The sequence below is a fragment of the Nostoc sp. genome (assembly GCF_054880495.1).
On sequence record NZ_JBTYKD010000120.1, the window covers coordinates 1 to 16,334 of the forward strand.

The 16,334-nt window shown below is 42.2% G+C and carries 16 protein-coding genes and 1 pseudogene; 7 read left to right on the forward strand and 10 right to left on the reverse strand.

The window, feature by feature from the left end:
* Positions 1-123: 123 nt before the first annotated feature.
* The 4 genes from ACYTXL_RS13195 to ACYTXL_RS13210 all read left to right on the forward strand — a co-directional run bounded on the left by ACYTXL_RS13195 (position 124) and on the right by ACYTXL_RS13210 (position 6,755).
* The gene (locus ACYTXL_RS13195) at positions 124-927 is read left to right on the forward strand and encodes a hypothetical protein (protein ID WP_461925143.1); all 804 of its coding nucleotides are present in this window, start codon (positions 124-126) and stop codon (positions 925-927) included.
* Between the two features lie 106 nt (positions 928-1,033).
* Positions 1,034-3,493, forward strand: a complete 2,460-nt coding sequence (recG, locus tag ACYTXL_RS13200; RefSeq protein ID WP_461925144.1) for an ATP-dependent DNA helicase RecG — start codon at positions 1,034-1,036, stop codon at positions 3,491-3,493.
* A gap of 44 nt (positions 3,494-3,537) precedes the next feature.
* On the forward strand, positions 3,538-3,987 hold the full coding sequence (locus tag ACYTXL_RS13205; RefSeq protein ID WP_461925145.1) for a hypothetical protein: 450 nt from the start codon (positions 3,538-3,540) through the stop codon (positions 3,985-3,987).
* Positions 3,984-6,755, forward strand: coding sequence for a ParA family protein (locus tag ACYTXL_RS13210; protein WP_461925146.1), 2,772 nt, complete (start codon positions 3,984-3,986; stop codon positions 6,753-6,755). Before ACYTXL_RS13205 ends, ACYTXL_RS13210 begins: the two co-directional genes overlap by 4 nt.
* 46 nt (positions 6,756-6,801) lie before the next feature.
* Here ACYTXL_RS13210 and ACYTXL_RS13215 read toward each other — a convergent pair whose 3' ends face one another.
* Genes ACYTXL_RS13215 through ACYTXL_RS13225 form a run of 3 tightly spaced genes read right to left on the reverse strand, consistent with a single transcriptional unit; the run spans position 6,802 to position 8,527 of the window.
* Positions 6,802-7,815, reverse strand: coding sequence for a glycosyltransferase family 2 protein (locus tag ACYTXL_RS13215; protein ID WP_461925147.1), 1,014 nt, complete (start codon positions 7,813-7,815; stop codon positions 6,802-6,804).
* An 8-nt stretch (positions 7,816-7,823) separates the two neighbouring features.
* Positions 7,824-8,303, reverse strand: coding sequence for a hypothetical protein (locus ACYTXL_RS13220; protein ID WP_461925148.1), 480 nt, complete (start codon positions 8,301-8,303; stop codon positions 7,824-7,826).
* Positions 8,304-8,317: 14 nt separating this feature from the next.
* Positions 8,318-8,527: a hypothetical protein gene (locus ACYTXL_RS13225; protein WP_461925149.1), complete on the reverse strand. Its 210-nt coding sequence runs from the start codon at positions 8,525-8,527 to the stop codon at positions 8,318-8,320.
* 41 nt (positions 8,528-8,568) lie between these two features.
* Here ACYTXL_RS13225 and ACYTXL_RS13230 point away from each other — a divergent pair, with 41 nt between their 5' ends.
* On the forward strand, positions 8,569-8,796 hold the full coding sequence (locus ACYTXL_RS13230) for a hypothetical protein (RefSeq protein ID WP_461925150.1): 228 nt from the start codon (positions 8,569-8,571) through the stop codon (positions 8,794-8,796).
* 104 nt (positions 8,797-8,900) lie between these two features.
* On the opposite strand, the gene ACYTXL_RS13235 is transcribed toward ACYTXL_RS13230, so the two are convergent.
* From ACYTXL_RS13235 to ACYTXL_RS13265, 7 genes are all read right to left on the reverse strand, one after another.
* Positions 8,901-9,524 (reverse strand): PIN domain-containing protein, encoded by a 624-nt coding sequence (locus ACYTXL_RS13235; RefSeq protein ID WP_461925151.1) that lies wholly within the window; start codon positions 9,522-9,524, stop codon positions 8,901-8,903.
* Complete coding sequence (locus tag ACYTXL_RS13240) at positions 9,521-9,778, reverse strand: hypothetical protein (protein ID WP_461925152.1); 258 nt, start codon at positions 9,776-9,778, stop codon at positions 9,521-9,523. Before ACYTXL_RS13240 ends, ACYTXL_RS13235 begins: the two co-directional genes overlap by 4 nt.
* 36 nt (positions 9,779-9,814) lie before the next feature.
* The gene (locus tag ACYTXL_RS13245; RefSeq protein WP_461925153.1) at positions 9,815-9,961 is read right to left on the reverse strand and encodes a hypothetical protein; all 147 of its coding nucleotides are present in this window, start codon (positions 9,959-9,961) and stop codon (positions 9,815-9,817) included.
* A 132-nt stretch (positions 9,962-10,093) separates the two neighbouring features.
* Positions 10,094-10,711 (reverse strand): Uma2 family endonuclease, encoded by a 618-nt coding sequence (locus ACYTXL_RS13250; protein WP_373530096.1) that lies wholly within the window; start codon positions 10,709-10,711, stop codon positions 10,094-10,096.
* 26 nt (positions 10,712-10,737) lie between these two features.
* Complete coding sequence (hsdR, locus tag ACYTXL_RS13255) at positions 10,738-12,942, reverse strand: type I restriction-modification system endonuclease (RefSeq protein WP_461925154.1); 2,205 nt, start codon at positions 12,940-12,942, stop codon at positions 10,738-10,740.
* Between the two features lie 242 nt (positions 12,943-13,184).
* Positions 13,185-14,567: an aminopeptidase P family protein gene (locus ACYTXL_RS13260; RefSeq protein WP_461925155.1), complete on the reverse strand. Its 1,383-nt coding sequence runs from the start codon at positions 14,565-14,567 to the stop codon at positions 13,185-13,187.
* A gap of 40 nt (positions 14,568-14,607) precedes the next feature.
* Positions 14,608-14,847: a hypothetical protein gene (locus ACYTXL_RS13265; protein ID WP_461925156.1), complete on the reverse strand. Its 240-nt coding sequence runs from the start codon at positions 14,845-14,847 to the stop codon at positions 14,608-14,610.
* Positions 14,848-15,084: 237 nt separating this feature from the next.
* On the opposite strand from ACYTXL_RS13265, the gene ACYTXL_RS13270 reads away from it, so the two are divergent.
* Both ACYTXL_RS13270 and ACYTXL_RS13275 read left to right on the forward strand, forming a co-directional pair.
* Positions 15,085-15,885, forward strand: a complete 801-nt coding sequence (locus tag ACYTXL_RS13270) for a PhzF family phenazine biosynthesis protein (RefSeq protein ID WP_461925157.1) — start codon at positions 15,085-15,087, stop codon at positions 15,883-15,885.
* 234 nt (positions 15,886-16,119) lie between these two features.
* Positions 16,120-16,334: pseudogene (locus ACYTXL_RS13275) on the forward strand (hypothetical protein); the annotation flags it as partial.

The window sequence follows — 16,334 nt, forward strand, 5'->3', positions numbered from 1 at the left end:
AAACTACGGTTCTCAACTTAGATGAGGTTTAATTTAAAATCTAAAATCCTTTGGAAAGTTATCCTAAAATAAATTTGTACATTTGTACTATGTAATAGTTGATATGGGCAAGAATCAAAAGATATGGCAAGAGCAATCGAGCGAATTGAACGGGATATTGCAGGACTCAAAGAAGCGATTCGCGCGATCGCAGTAGAACTACAAACCGCTTATGCTAGTTATCTCAATAGCTTGGGGTTAGCTGTACGAAAACAGTTGATTCTGGCGAGTTACCACCTTTGTACTCAGGGATATCCCGAAAGCTTTCTGCATTTATCATTGAATCAGCGCCAACAATTGCAACAAGCCATCCGCAAGTTGGGTCAGCTGGCATCTGAGGAATTGCTCACTTATATTAAAAGTGAGGGAGATGAGGAAGATGAGGGAGTAACTCCTGTGATTATGGACACATCTACCCCTGAGCCTCTTAGCCTCGACACCTCTAATCCTATAGAACTGGCAAAATGGCAACAGAACTTAGAAGAGGTTACGCAAGAGATACTGAAAAAACTTTCGCATGATGCTAATATTTTATTACAAAAAGCTGGGGTATTACCCAAAAAATTACCAGAACCGATTTTAGCTGCGGCGGCGGCGGCATCAGAAGCATCTGCCGAGGTAATGCCAGGACCACCGAACTTATTAAACTTAGTAATTGAAATTGAAAATGAGCAACAGTCAGAAGATTCTGGACTGACGCAAATTATGGCTATTAACCTGCGGCTAGGGGAAATTGAATTTGCTGATGTGACACTCTCCTCTGAGCGCAGGCAAATCCGTAGTATTTTAGTTCAGCTAAACAAGCTAGGACGAGAGTATCAAAAAGCACATCGCGAAAGAGCGATCGCGGAAGCTGAAGCTGCATGGCGTGCTAGTTGGTTTGAATAAAGTTATGAGTTATGAATTATGAGTTATGAGTAATTTATTTCTAACTCCTAACTGTAGAGACGCGATTAATCGCGTCTCTACTCCTCACTCCTCACTCTGCTGACCAATGACTAATGAAAAACCAGATTGGATACGATTGCACAAAGCCTTGGCAATAGAAGCCGAACGTGGCTTTACAGACTTGGTGGGCAAACAATACCGCTTCAGTGAATTTCTCAGCCTAACTTTGGGCAAATTCCCCACAGGGTTGCCGCAAACTGAACGCCGCCGTTGGCAAGGACTAGCGGTGCAATTTGCTAGTTATCCACATCTAGCGCTGGAAGAAAGACAAAACTTAGTAGCAGAGACTCGCAGGTATCTTTCCCAAGTACAGCAAGAGGAGCAGGGGGAGCAAAAGGAGCAGGGGAAAAAAATCCCAAATCCCAAATCTCCAATCGTTGCTGAGTTAAGTCGGAGGCTTGCACCGAACATTGAGCAAAAACTCAGTGATTTACCAGAAATAGGCTTCAAAAAAGCTGATAATCTGGCACGGCTTGGTTTACACAGCGTCCGCGACTTGCTTTTCTACTATCCTCGTGACCACATTGATTATGCGCGTCAGGTGAATATCCGCGAATTACAGGCGGGTGAGACGGTGACAATAGTGGCTACAGTAAAGCGTTGCAACTGCTTTAATAGCCCCAAGAATCAAAAATTATCAATTTTAGAACTGATTGTAAAAGATAATAGTGGTCAAATCAAAATTGGTCGTTTTTACGCAGGTACGCGCTTTAGCAGTCGCGCTTGGCAAGAAAGTTTAAAACGCCGTTATGCAGTAGGTAGTATTTTGGCGGCGTGTGGGTTGGTGAAAGAAAGTAAATACGGCTTGACACTGGATAATCCCGAACTAGAGGTTTTGGCAAATCCCGGAGATTCGATTGAGTCGCTGAATATTGGGCGGGTGGTGCCAATTTATGGACTGACTGAAGGCGTGGTGGCGAATACAGTGCGACAGGCGGTAATTGCTGCTTTGCCGGCTGCGGCTCAGATAAAAGACCCCTTGCCAAGTGGTTTGCGGCAAAAGTATGGTTTGATGGAATTGAAAGATGCGATCGCTAATATTCATTTTCCCAGTGATAGCGATGCCCTGAAAGTTGCCCGTCGTCGCCTAGTCTTTGATGAATTTTTCTACCTGCAACTTGGGTTGTTGCAACGTCAGCAGCAAGCAAGGGCGATTCAAACTAGCGCCATCCTTGTCCCACGCGGTCAACTTGTAGAGAAATTCCACGAAATACTGCCTTTTCAACTCACTGGCGCACAGCAACGAGTTCTCAACGACATTCTCAACGATTTACAAAAACCCGTACCAATGAATCGTTTGGTGCAAGGCGATGTCGGTTCTGGTAAAACGGTTGTCGCCGTGCTGGCTATCCTCGCAGCAATTCAATCTGGCTACCAAGCGGCGCTGATGGCTCCCACGGAAGTTTTGGCAGAACAACATTATCGCAAGTTAGTTAGCTGGTTTAACCTCTTACATTTACCAGTAGAATTACTGACAGGTTCTACCAAAACTGCTAAAAGAAGACAAATACATTCTCAGTTGGCAACTGGTGAATTACCTCTGTTAGTGGGAACTCATGCCTTGATTCAAGACCCCGTAAACTTCCATCAATTGGGATTAGTGGTGATAGATGAGCAGCACCGCTTTGGTGTAGAACAACGCGCGCGTTTGCAGCAAAAAGGTGAGCAACCCCATGTGTTAACTATGACAGCTACCCCGATTCCCCGAACCTTAGCACTGACGATACACGGGGATTTGGATGTGAGCCAAATTGATGAGTTACCACCAGGACGCCAAAAGATTCAGACAACAGTATTGTCGGGTCAGCAACGCAACCATGCTTACGACCTGATGCGCCGAGAAATTGCTCAAGGTAGACAAGTTTACGTGGTTTTGCCTTTGGTGGAAGAATCAGAAAAACTGGATCTGCGATCGGCTGTGGAAGAGCATCAAAAGTTACAAGAAAGCGTTTTCCCCGACTTTCAAGTGGGGCTGCTGCACGGTCGCATGAGTTCAGCCGAGAAGGATGAGGCGATTACCAAATTTCGTGATAACCAAACGCAAATTTTGGTTTCTACTACCGTTATTGAGGTTGGTGTAGACGTACCTAATGCTACAGTAATGCTCATTGAAAATGCAGAGCGATTTGGCTTATCACAACTGCACCAACTGCGGGGGCGTGTTGGTCGTGGCGCGGCTCAGTCTTACTGTCTGTTGATGAGCAGTTCTAGGAGTCCTGATGCTCAACAACGGTTAAAGGTGTTGGAACAATCTCAGGATGGCTTTTTCATCTCTGAAATGGATATGCGTTTTCGTGGGCCAGGGCAAGTACTGGGAACACGTCAATCTGGAGTGCCAGATTTTACATTGGCAAGCTTGGTTGAGGATGAGGAAGTTTTACTTTTAGCGCGGCAAGCAGCAGAGAAAATTATAGAGATGGATGCAACTTTAGAGCGCTGGTATTTGATGAAAGAAGAGTTGAAGTATCGGTATGAGCGCTTGATGGGTGGGGCGATTTTGACATAGTATATCTGAGTTAATGCTTAGTTAGTTAGACTACAAATAGCATAATGGTAATTCCGTTTACAGATAGAGAAATAGAGAAAGCTTGGCGAGATAATTGGTCTGCTTCTTGTAAGACACCACGATCTAACGCTCATCGGTTACTCTTATTTTATGCAGTTGAATGTGGTTTGAAAGCAGTTTTGATGAAAAGGGGAAAACCACGAACAAATCGTACCGATTTATGTATAGATATTGCTCAATGCCAACATGATGTGAACAAGCTACTAGATTGTTTGTCTGCTGGCAACAATTTGAAATTACCAGCACAGTTAACTATGAAACCTATAAAAGGTAAAAGTGGCAAGGATGATGAAAGAAAATTTACTCCTGGAGAAGTTAACCAAATGTGGCGATATGGTGGATGCTCTTCATTAGCAGATATAACCGATGAAGAATTAGAAAATAAATTGTTAGAAATTGTCAAATGGATTGATGAAGAACTTAAAAGACTATGAAATCTCTGAGACTACTAACATGGCTTGATGTCAGAAGAACTATTTGCCGCAAAACCTACTATGGCAGCAAACTACCAGATGGAGTAGTAAGAATTCGTTGTTTCTCAGATGCCTTAGAAATTGGTCTGAAAAATGACCAGAGTATAGAAAACGCCAATAATACCTTAAAAGAATGGTTTGGCGACTGGTATCAAGAAGATCAGTCTATTATACAACTTGATCTTGGTGACGCTACATTACCAGTGGAATTTATTCTCGGAGAAGAAGCATCTACAATCGATATTTCTATACGTCCATTTTGGGAAGAAATTGCTTATATTGAAAATGATTCAGAAATAAAAAATGTAATAGAAAAACAAGTTAAGCTTCCAGATGCATATACTGAAAAACCTAATCTAATAGCCTTTTATTCTTTCAAAGGTGGTGTAGGTAGAACATTGAATTTAGCAGCGCATCTTTTCGCCTTACTAGATAGAGCTAAAGAACTAGATTTGTCTATTAATGTATTGGTTATTGATGCTGATTTAGAAGCTCCTGGTCTTACCTATTGGAATCGTTCAGAAAAGCAGCAACCATCTGTTTCTTTAATTGATTTTCTTGAAGTTTATCACTATTCTCCTATTGAAAGAGAACAAACACTTTCATTATTTGCCAGAGAAGTTAAGAAATCTTCTAAATATGAAGGAAAGTCAACTGTCTATTTTTTACCTGCCTGTCTTGATGATGATCAGCTATTAGATACACCTATTCTGCCAGAGCAGTTGGTTAGAAGTCCAGATGGCGCTTGGGAATGGGGCAATGCTATTCATAGTCTAGGTAAGGCTGTTGGTGCTGACTATGTGTTCATTGATTTGAGAGCGGGTTTGAGTGAAATATCCAGCCCCATCATTTTTGATCCTAGAATTCAGCGCTTTCTTGTGACAACAATCACCGAGCAATCAGTCATAGGTACAAGTCTTGTTTTAGAGCAAATTGGTAGAGTTGCACCGCCAGAAGAAAGAGTTGATGATAAAAGCTATTACGAGCCGTGTTTATTAATTAGTATGTTAATGCCAGAACTAAAGTCTTTACCAGCCTTTGAAGATGCATTGGTGAGATTTCAGTCTGCTTATGCACAGCCAGAAGAAGATAATTTATATGCTACAAGATTGGAAATCAAAGAAACCTATTTTGCCCAAGAATTACTATACATTAACAATTGGGAAGATTCCCGATTAAAACTAAGTCCAACTTCAGTGATGAATGTAGCAAAGGAGTGGGCTAAAGAACAGTTGGTTATACCAAATGAGCAGGAATTACAGTCAAAATCTACAAAAGAGCATCAAGAAATTGTTGAGGTTCGTAGACTCAGAGATTTATGTCAGCAATATGAGTATGCTGAACAAGGGCGGGGAGAAGATTTATTAGTAACAGAACCATTGAAGAATTTAGCTACTAATTTTCGAGATGAATTACCTCATGTCGTATCAATTGGAGCTAAAGGCGCAGGAAAAACGTTTAACTATATACAGTTATCACGTTTTAAATACTGGGAAAGTTTTTTGAATCGTATAGATAATACGATTCAGGAATCACAGTTAAAAACACATATCTTTCCTTTCCTTGAATCAACTAACATTAAAGATAATGCCAAAACTGTGATTAATGAAGCTAGAAACGAGGTGATATCAGCTTTGGGAGATAGTGTTCCTGAGTTTCTACCTTCAGAATATGTAGATAGAATTAAAAGAGCCATTGCAACTGAAAACTGGAGTGAACCACAATGGACAGAATTCTGGATTGGTCAAATTGCAAAAGCTATAGGTGTGAATCCTGAAACACATAGTCCTAATATTCTTAGCTCCATAAATCGTGATTTGAAAGATAGAGGTTTACGTATTATCTTTCTGTTTGATGGATTAGAGGATATATTCCCAAACATTGCATCCATCAATCAAGAAAAAATTGCCTTAAAAGCTCTGATTGATGATTTGCCAAAGAGGTTATCAGAAATTAGGCAGTCTAACCTTGGGGTAATAATTTTTGTGCGCCGTGATTTTCTGCGTTATACAATTACTCAAAACTTAAAACAGTTTGAAAACCTTTACCTTTCTTATGATCTATCTTGGGATCAAGATTCTTTTCTGCGTTTAGTCTTTTGGATATGTAGCCAGTCTCAAGTAATAGATGCATCTCTAACAGAGATTAACAGTTTAAGTAAACAGAATATTCTAGAGCGATTAGAAAAATTATGGGGTAAAAGGCTAGGTTCAGATAACTCGAAAGAAGCATATACAGCTTCCTGGATATTTGCAGCTTTGACAGATTTTAATGGTAGGCTTCAGGCGAGAGATATTGTTCGTTTATTGTTGCACGCAGCCGATATTACTGTAGAAAGAACTAAAGAAGTACAATTTGAAAAGTGGTCTACTAGCCGTCTTTTACCTCCTCAAGCTATTCGCCGCGCTCTTAAACCATGCAGTGAAAAGAAGGTGCAAGAAGCCAAGGATGAATATCTATCTTTCAAAACTTGGGTTGAGGACAAACTACCTAAATATAACTCTTCTGAACGAAAAATTCCTTTTGGAGTAGAACAGTTTGAAATGGATCAGCCGACAGTAAGAATGCTAGAGGAAATGGGGGTTATTTACGAAGATAAGGAAAAGGATAGCGAGGCACGATTTTATATGCCAGAAATCTTCCGCGAAGGTTTAGGTTTTTCAGGTACAGGAGCAAGACCTCGGATACTCGTTTTGAAGCGTAAGGTATTAGGAAAAGGAATTTTGTAATTTTATTTGTGTGTTACATCTAAACTCTGTATTCCTCACTTTTTAATCACGATGCTTGCTGCATTTGAGCATAGGCTTCATAGACTCCCTTAACGTTATACCAATTGAGGAAAATTCGGGCAATTTCTAAAGCCAATTGTGGTTTACCTAAATTAATCAGCCATTGCAAGAAGGGAGCCATTGTCCGCTCATTTAGCGCACCATTGAGCGAAAGAATTCCCCAAAGTAAGCGATGCAGCCAAGTCATTTGAATCATCATTCGCACTTCCCATGTAGGATGCTTTTGATAAAACAAAACTCCCATACGTCCGCGTTGAATTTCTTGGTCAATTAATCGGGGAATTTGCTCTAATTTAAATGGTGGATGCCAGTGATATCCTACGGCTTCTGGACATTTAATTAGTGTTAAACCTAGTTTTTTCAGCCGCACACCTAATTCTAAATCTTCCCAGCCATAGAGCTGAAAGCTGGTATCAAAAAGTCCGGCTTTCTCTAGCCAATGTTTGGGAATTGCGACATTTCCGGTAGCAAAAAAAGCTGCTGAAAAATCTGTGACTTTGTAGGGTTCAGCCGTTGGGTTCTCGAAATTACAAGTATTAATGACTGCTCCGTAAGTGAAAAGGCGATCGCTCCCCAATTTCTCCTGTCCCTGCATTAGTGCATTAGCATGAGCTTGCAGGAAATTTTCCAGCACCACTAAATCGCTATCAATAAAGATAATTGTGTCTCCCAGCGCCTGTTCTACTCCCAAATTTCGAGCCGCAGCAGGCCCTGCATGGTCTTGCTGAAACCATTGCACATGGGGAAACTCTTCTTTGTGTGCTGCTAACCACTCCAATGTACCATCAGTAGAACCATCATCCACCAAGACAATCTCGTAATCAGAAACTACACTTGGCTGACTCAACTCCTGCACCTCTAAGGCGCGGAGGCACTTTTCTAAAATCGGTTGGCGATTATAAGTCGGTATCACAACGCTGAAAAACACAGTCTCACCCACAACACTATTTACCCATCTCCAGGATAGGACAAATACGAGGCTGACACTGTTCCTTACCATTTTTATGATTAAGTTGCTGCTGGTTTTGAACGCTGTTTTTGGTAAAAGCGGACAACTTTTTGCACATAGTCAGCAGTGAAGCCTTTCTCACAACCTGTATAGTTACCAGTCATCCACCAACAAGCTGCGCCACGCACAGATGCAATTTCATTATTGTTAGTGGCGTCCAACTGATTGCTTAACTCACGGCGCATGATACAGGATACAACTTGACGGGCGATCGCAGGGCTGTTTTCAAACTGCGCCGGTGTTAGTTCTCGTTTGAGACAAGTTTTTGACCAGCCTTTGAGGGTTTCTGGTTTAACTTGCCATTGGCTGTAAAGTCCATCATTGGGATTTTTTATCTGCGGTGCAGCCTGTCGCAACGCCTCTACTATCGCTGCAACTTGGGTATCAGAAACCGGCTGCTGTGCTTGAGCTAATAATGGCAATAGTCCTAAACTGACAATAACTCCGTTGAGTAGTAATCCTATGGCGTTTTTGATCATGAATTTGGAATTATTTAAAATATCATGAGGTAGAATACTATGTCTTCACGATACCAATTAGCAAGGCTTAAAATAGTAACATCTATAGATATTCCCTGATTAAGGGACTTCCCAATAAAAAAATACTCAACTACCTGGGGAATGCGGGAGCGATCGCGCCATACCCCAGAATTAAGTGAGGCAATTACCTGGTTTGTAAGTCTCGTCTTCGGTGATTTTGGCATCCGTGTAAGCATAACTTGCGATCGCTCAATCCAAAGACTGATTGCCCTCTAGCCGGGAGCATCTCAGTGCAAATGAGCTTTATGTAGGTATTGCCGAACTGTTCGGTATACAGGTAAAAGCACTAAAAGACTTAAGAATTTTGGCTGATTTTCTAATGGAAGAGGAATATAGTCACACAAATTTTGACGGTCAGAAAATCCTCAAATCTGCTGCCTACATCAACTATCATAAGCATATATTTACCTGCTTGCTATCACAGACTGAATAAGCCAGCGAAAGTTATCTGTGAAAGCGTAGGTAACGCGAGTCAAACTGTTCTTCATGCATAGATACCCTCTCACGGATACCTAGCGATCGCCCTCTTACCATCTCTTACTTTGACGAGTTACTCAACATAGTTATTAACCGCTTAATTTGACCAACTCGCTTGCGTTGGTCGTAGCGGCGCTTGGCTTCAGTGGTGACTTTTTCTAAAAGTGCGTTATCGGCACTAGCAAAAGTCCAAGCAGCTTCTAGAAATACCTCAACTGTGATTCCCTTATCTTTACAAAAACGTGTTAATTCTTGGTCGAGGTCTTTTTCTAAATCTTCTGGTAAAACTTCAATTTCTTTTATTTCATTCAAATCTAAATAACCATATTCCCGCGTATTATGCGTAACCAAGATTAAATTATTCGCCATTGCAATAGCAGCAATCTGCAAATCATAAGGGCCAATCGGCGTACCAATAGCTGCTAACTCAGCCCGAATTCTCCCGTAAATAGTGGCGGCGGAATCATCAAAAGGCAATGATACGAAATTATTTAGGAATGCTTCTTGTAAAGCTAGGGTGCGTGTAGTATTGTTGCTTCGCATTGCACCATAAAATAGTTCAGCTTTAACCACAGAACATACAGCAACATCTTGTGGTGACAGCGATTGTATTTTTTGTCTCACGCCATACATAGGGCGATTTAAATAAACAATACAAGCGTTAGTATCTAACAAATAAATCATTCAAATAACGGCTCTCGTTCTTCGTATTCACCTTGGGGATATCTTTGAATTGGGTCATCTGCTAAACAACCAGCAGTTTGCTCAAAAAAACCAGGAGGCCAGCCTAATTCTTCTGGTGTTTTTTGCTGCTTTGATATTTCTATTGGTTGATAAATCACCATGATTTCAACTTCTCTATCCGTTATTCCCAAGGGGATATCTAAATGTAAAATCCCATCTTTACCCACATGGGATCTGATTTTTATACTATCCATCGTCTTTTTCTCCTAATAAAAAGTTACTCTAACGGGTTATGTTTCCTGTAATCCCCCACGACGACTAGCAATTTGTTTTTCTATTTCATCTTCATCTAATAAAGGTTCACCAGAAGCAACAATAAGAGTGCGAATTTGGCGTAAACGTTCTCCCAAGGGAGTTTTATTTGCAGAGGTTTTCAAGCGAAGAAATTCAACAAAATCTAAAACTTCTTCCTATTTGTCTTGTGGAAGGGAACGCCACTTGGTTAATAATTCTTGTTCTGCACTCATCTTTACTACCTACCTCTGATAATTTAGTAAATTTAATACTTATTATTGACCAGCATGAAAAACTTGTTCCGCAGTTAAATTTAACTCAGGGAAAGTAGGAGATAGAATTTTATCGCTACCCCGAAACAGACTAACTTGGTATTCCCCATCAATTAGTTGATAGACTGAAAAAGTGGGTTGTTTGGGATTACCAATAAACTTCCTAGCCGCCAATGCTGCATAGTCAACAATCCAATATTCGGGGATACCCATTTCTTCATAATCGGCAAGTTTCAGATAATAATCATCGCGCCAATTTGTACTGACAACCTCAATCACTAAAGGAATTGATGCACCCTTAGTAACAGTAGAAGACTTTTCCCAAAAAGGTTCATCAACCAAAGCAGCGTCATTTAGTATTAATACATCAGGGAAATAACCTGATTCTCTTTCTGGTGGTTTTACAATTGCTTGATTGGGAATAAAGTAGGGGAGATTTAATCTTCTAAACTCTAAAGTCAATTCAGCCGCCGAAAATCCTTTTATCCTTTCATGTTTCCCCGTAGGCTGTGACATTTCGACAATTTCCCCATTGTGCAATTCATAGCGTACCCCAGAGTTTTCAGGATACCAGGTAATAAATTCGTCAAAGGTAACTATTTTTGGTAAGGCTTGGGTCATAACAATTGATTACTGTGGGTTTGCTTTTATTCTAAAAGTGCTGCACCTTCCTCGGTTTCTTCTTCCCCTGACAGCAACGCCGTCAACGCCTCCATCTCCGCGATCGCTGTTTGTAATTTCGTCATAATAGCGGCTGCAATGATATCAGGTTCCGGTAAATTATCCCCCGACTGCAAACTTTCATCCCGCAGCCAAGTAATATCTAGATTTTCGCCGCGTTTAGTAATTTCCTCCCGCGTAAAGCAGCGCCACCGTCCCGACTCCCCTTGGTCAACACGCGGACTTCCTTCATTAGCATCATTCCTATCAGCATGATTATCAGTCACACAAAATATTAAGGTTTTTCCTGGCAGTGAGGGGTCAATATTTTCTGCTAAAAATTTACAGATTACCCGATTAAATTCTTCGGTAACAACCCGGCGATTAAATTGCGCTACCTCAATTTTGACTTCATCCGGGGCATGGACTAAATCGATTCTGCCTGTGATGGGGTCATAATATTCCATTGCTTCCCCAGCTTGCCACATTATGCCATCTTCTGAGAGGGCAGTAGTAATGCGAATTGGTGGTTCGCAGTCGATGAGGTAGCCATCAATGACTGCTTCTTTGTAACTGTAGGTGTAAACAGGTTCACCAAATATTTGGGTGGTGTGCAGTGCTGGCGTGGCAGTAAGTCCAATTTTTACAGCATCAAAATGGTCGAGGACACGGCGATATTTGGAGATGTAATCGTTAAAGTCACGAAAGGTAATCTCTGTATCGCTTAACTCTCTATCTAGTAAATATCCTCTGTGACATTCATCCACAACAATGCAATCATATTGATCTGCTGTGGGAATAGGAGTGTTATCACTTGGGTAGAGAATGCGTTTAACAAATGCTTGCACAGTATCAATTTGGACTTTTGTATCTCTATCTGGTATCGAGTCACCAAGTTCTTTAATACCAAAGATATCAGCGAAGGTTTGCAGATTCTCCATCCGCGTTTCTTTAAAAACATTGGTGGCTTGTTCTCCCAATGCGGTGCGGTCTACCAGGAACAAAACGCGGCGAAAACGTTTGGTTTTGAGGAGACGATAAACCAGGGCAATGCAGGTTTTAGTTTTCCCTGTCCCCGTTGCCATTGCCAATAACAGTTCCCTTGCACCTTCTGCCAATCGCGCTTCCACTGCTTTAATAGCTTTAATCTGGTAATCGCGCAGTAGCAGATTATATGTAAAATCTTCTTGGGCAAGTAATTGGTGTGCCTTATCTACATCTTGGTTGAGGGCATCAATAAAACCTTCAGGCTTGTACCAAGTGTTGAGAGGACGGCGGATGTTGTCAGGACGGCGTAAGTCACAGAACCAAATACCGCTTTTGGTTTGCAACTGTCGCAAGAATTCGCGTCCGTTAGTAGCAAAGACAAAGGGGACTTGATATTCACCCCAAGGGCCACCGGGTAATATTTCATTACCTTTAATTTTGTAGCCGCGACTGTAACGCTTGGCTTCGACTACAGCGACTACCTGGATTCCCACAAATAAAACATAGTCAGCACGTCCATCATCTGTGGGCCATTGTGCGATCGCTAAATTCTTCCCTTTTTGCGGACGGATACCGTTACTATAAGTAAGCTGTTCCGAATCTACCTCCCAACTAGCTGCACGAAGTTGGGCATCGATGAGCCGACGAGTTTCGCGTTCATCTAAGTCAATATTTTCTCCTGCCTGCTGGGAAAGCTGGATGGTTTCTTGAATTGTTTGTGCAGACTGACTTTCTGCTGTGGTTTGAATAATTACAAGGTGATTTAAGGCAGCTTGTTTTTGTGCCTCGGCTTCTTTAGCTAATTCTTCCGCGGATATGCGGCGCTGTGCTTCTTGTTGGGCAGTAATTTGTGCTAGTTCTGCGGCTGTGCGGCTGGCTTGTAACTCTGCACGCAGCTGTTCTAATTCAAGTTTTAGTGCTTGGGTTTCGACTGCTGGGTTTTGAGGTGGAACAAAAGAGCCAGGATGAAAATCGGGATCTTTGGTATTAACCCGATGAAACCATATTCCTAGTTGCCGTGCATATTTAAGGTTGCTCAGTGCAGTTCTTTGGTCATCTGCTAATGCGTGTGTGGCATTTTTCAGGTAAATAGACCACGCGGTAGGGGCACAGCATGCTGTGCCCCTACGACAGATGTGGTTAAAATACATGAAAACTGCTGTAATAGCCGGCGATCGCGTAGCGTCTCCAAAGGAGAATCGCATCTGACATACGCTAGTTAGTACTCCAAAAAGGCGATGTCTACGACGGGCTACGCCGAAGCACTTGATGTACCCTAGTTATGGATCTGGCTGTTAGCTCCAAGAGTTGCAATCCCAGCCGCAAGCGAATTGCTTCATTTCGCTAGCCATCTGCGTCAGGAGACGGGTAGCGAACGGGTTCTCTAAAGGAGTACGCTGCATTGGCAATGACATTGTGTAATTAATTATGTTTGCCTACTTATTTTTTAACAACTCACTAAATCTTCCACAGCACTGGTACTATTTGGTAATGCGGCTGTTAAAACTTCGCTACCTGCTGTTGTAACTAAAACATCATCTTCGATGCGGATTCCGCGCACATCAGCAAATTCAGATAAACGCTGCCAATTCACGACATTATGATATTTTGAGCGCAGATTGGGATCATTTAAAATTGCTGGTACTTGATAAAAACCAGGTTCAATTGTAACTAACATTCCTGGACGCAAAGGACGATTCAACCGCAGGTAGCCTAAGCCAAAGCGATCGCTCCTTTCACGTCCCTCTTCATACCCTGCCAAATCGCCCAAATCTTCCAGATCATGGACATCTAAACCCAGTAGATGACCGATACCATGAGGGAAAAATAGCGCGTGAGCATCTATTTCTACTAAATCTTGGGGATTTCCTTGTAAAATGCCTAACTCTACTAAACCTTCAGCGATCACCGTAGCAGCTAGCAAATGAATATCCCCATACTCTACACCAGGATGTATTTTGGCAATGCAAGCATCATGGGCTGCCAATACGATATTATAAATATCTCTCTGGGTTGATGAAAATTTACCGGAAACCGGCCATGTGCGCGTGACGTCACCTGCCCAACCCATCTGGGTTTCAGCGCCAACATCCGCAAGCAGTAAATCTCCTGGTTGTAGAGGGTGGTGATACTGCTCGTTATGCAAAACTTCACCGTGAACCGTGACAATACTGTTGTAGGAAGTGGTCATATTGTGGGCAATAATTACCCCTTCCATCGCTGCACGAACTTCTGCTTCTAGTTTCGCTTGAGGTGTTGCAGCCATCCCAGCTTTGTGTGCTTCAACAGTCACAACCGCAGCTTTTCGCAACTCGGTTAATCCAGCTTGATCATGAGTGAGGCGGATAGTAACGATCGCCTTGGCTAACTCTAAATCAATTCCTTCGGGAGGACTTTGTGGTAAAATCCATCTATTTAATAGCTGCGTCTGCTGTGTCCAAGTAACAGCATCTTGTATAGCAATTGTGGCGGCATCTTCTACCCAAGACTCTAATTCTGCCATTGGTCGAGCCACATCCGCTCCAATCTTCTGGGCTATTTCTTCGCGCGTTGCCATTTCTCCATGCCAAAGGGCACTGCTGGGTGATGGATCGTCGATGAATAGTTCTAGCTTGCCCGCTTCTAAACGAATTGCCGCGTTTGATAATGGCAATCCGGCAAAATAGAGGAAATGACTGCTAGCGCGAAACGGAAAGGGATTTGCGGGAAAGTTGCGCGGACTATTGCTACCTGACCACAGAATTGCTGGAAAATCAATCAGGTTGGCTAGTTCTTGCCGTCGAAGGCGTAAAGTATCGATTAGGGAAATAGAAGTTTGTTGGATCAGCATAAATGGAAACTCAAAGAAAAGGTGATAGTTTTGCCTTTATTTAGTCGTTATCTTCTTTATCGTCATCTTTTTTATCATCCTTGCGATCGCCATTTTTGTCGTCACCATTTTTATCATTTTGCTTTACCTGCTTAGGCTGTTGCGTAGGTTGTAAGACTGGTTTTTGTTGCTCAGGTGGAGCAACTGGCTGCGGTACTTTAACAGTACAACTAACTAATCCTCCAGTAATTACCGCTAAGTTGACAGCACCAAAGATGCTTCTGAAGATTTTTATCCTCATGTTTCCGTTTTGCTTTAACATTGACTCTAGTTTTTGCAGATTGTATTACTAATTTATAAATCAATACAGTTCAGTTAAGCATTAACGCACTTCTGATAAATATATAGCGTTTCCTAATCAGATGAGGTAGATCATAGCCCCCTCCTCGCTTGCTCTTAGGGGTTTCGGGGTGGGGTTATTGTACCTCACAAGGGTCGAGAACCGCTATATTACTGTCTAACTTTCAAGGTGACTCTAGTGGGACAAATCATTACTCAAGTTGATGCTTTTACCAATACACTTTTTGCAGGTAATCCTGCTGCTGTCTGTGTTTTGCTTACTCCCCAAGACGAACGTTGGATGCAGAACGTAGCGCAGGAAATGAATTTATCTGAGACGGCTTTTCTCATTAGACAGGATGATGGCTTTAATCTGCGTTGGTTTACGCCAACGGTGGAAGTACCGCTTTGTGGTCATGCGACTTTAGCTAGTGCCCATGTACTTTGGTCAGAGGGACATCTGTCACCTGATGAAGTTGCACGTTTCTATACCAAAAGCGGAGTGCTGATTGCTAAGTTGCAAGGTGAGTGGATTGAGTTAGATTTTCCTGTGAATCACTCACAAGCAACGATCGCTCCTCCAGAACTCAAGGTTGCTTTGGGTGTACCATACAAATCTGTCTTGCAGAATTCGCTAGGTTATTTAGTGGAATTGGAATTGGAAGACTTGGTGCGGCAAATACAGCCGAATTTTCAACTATTAAAAACGTTGCCTGTTTCTGATGTCATTGTCACCAGCCTTACACAATCTGATTCCCAATATGATTTCGTCTCTCGCTTCTTTGCACCAGGAGTAGGTATTGATGAAGACCCTGTAACTGGGGCTGCCCATTGTTGCCTTGCTGCCTTCTGGCGCGATCGCTTGCACAAAGATGAATTTTTAGCTTATCAGGCATCCAGTCGCGGTGGGGTGGTAAAAGTGCGCTATACAGGAGGCGATCGCGTCTTTCTCGGCGGACAAGCGCTAACTGTGATGCGAGGTGAATTATTTACCGGATAAAGCTAGTTTACGTTGCTTACGCTTTTTATTCTTCTCCAATTTAGCTAATTGTTTCTTGGGTAAATCGTATTTTGACCCCTCAGAAGTTATAGCAAAGTTTTTCAACCCCAATTGCTTCTCGGATCGGAATTACACGATTCTTCTCTTGGTTAAAAAGAATCCCCAGAGGGATATTTGGGGAAAACGCGATCGCGTCTCCTATGATTGATGGGTCGTTAAAAACAAAGATCAATTATGTCAGGGTTCACACTACAAGGGGTTTTTGGTAGCAATGCAAGCCAGGATGCATCGACTATTACGCTCTGGAAACAGGATTTATCTGATAATGCCGGACTCAGTGTTGTTGATGAAGTGGACGGAGAAGCCCTCCTAGCAGCTGTGGTAATTTCGGCAGCAGCCCTGGGACTCGACACAACCCATAGAGATGGCGATGATGATGATGATGAAAT

What these genes read in the sequence shown, in the direction of transcription:
- ACYTXL_RS13195 (WP_461925143.1), top strand. Translation starts at nt 124, where the DNA reads ATGGCAAGAGCAATCGAGCGAATTGAACGGGATATTGCAGGACTCAAA.
- ACYTXL_RS13250 (WP_373530096.1), bottom strand. Translation starts at nt 10,711, where the DNA reads ATGACCCAAGCCTTACCAAAAATAGTTACCTTTGACGAATTTATTACC.
- ACYTXL_RS13265 (WP_461925156.1), bottom strand. Translation starts at nt 14,847, where the DNA reads ATGAGGATAAAAATCTTCAGAAGCATCTTTGGTGCTGTCAACTTAGCG.
- recG (WP_461925144.1), top strand. Translation starts at nt 1,034, where the DNA reads ATGACTAATGAAAAACCAGATTGGATACGATTGCACAAAGCCTTGGCA.
- ACYTXL_RS13240 (WP_461925152.1), bottom strand. Translation starts at nt 9,778, where the DNA reads ATGGATAGTATAAAAATCAGATCCCATGTGGGTAAAGATGGGATTTTA.
- hsdR (WP_461925154.1), bottom strand. Translation starts at nt 12,942, where the DNA reads ATGCGATTCTCCTTTGGAGACGCTACGCGATCGCCGGCTATTACAGCA.
- ACYTXL_RS13205 (WP_461925145.1), top strand. Translation starts at nt 3,538, where the DNA reads ATGGTAATTCCGTTTACAGATAGAGAAATAGAGAAAGCTTGGCGAGAT.
- ACYTXL_RS13225 (WP_461925149.1), bottom strand. Translation starts at nt 8,527, where the DNA reads ATGCCAAAATCACCGAAGACGAGACTTACAAACCAGGTAATTGCCTCA.
- ACYTXL_RS13210 (WP_461925146.1), top strand. Translation starts at nt 3,984, where the DNA reads ATGAAATCTCTGAGACTACTAACATGGCTTGATGTCAGAAGAACTATT.
- ACYTXL_RS13215 (WP_461925147.1), bottom strand. Translation starts at nt 7,815, where the DNA reads ATGGTAAGGAACAGTGTCAGCCTCGTATTTGTCCTATCCTGGAGATGG.
- ACYTXL_RS13235 (WP_461925151.1), bottom strand. Translation starts at nt 9,524, where the DNA reads ATGATTTATTTGTTAGATACTAACGCTTGTATTGTTTATTTAAATCGC.
- ACYTXL_RS13220 (WP_461925148.1), bottom strand. Translation starts at nt 8,303, where the DNA reads ATGATCAAAAACGCCATAGGATTACTACTCAACGGAGTTATTGTCAGT.
- ACYTXL_RS13260 (WP_461925155.1), bottom strand. Translation starts at nt 14,567, where the DNA reads ATGCTGATCCAACAAACTTCTATTTCCCTAATCGATACTTTACGCCTT.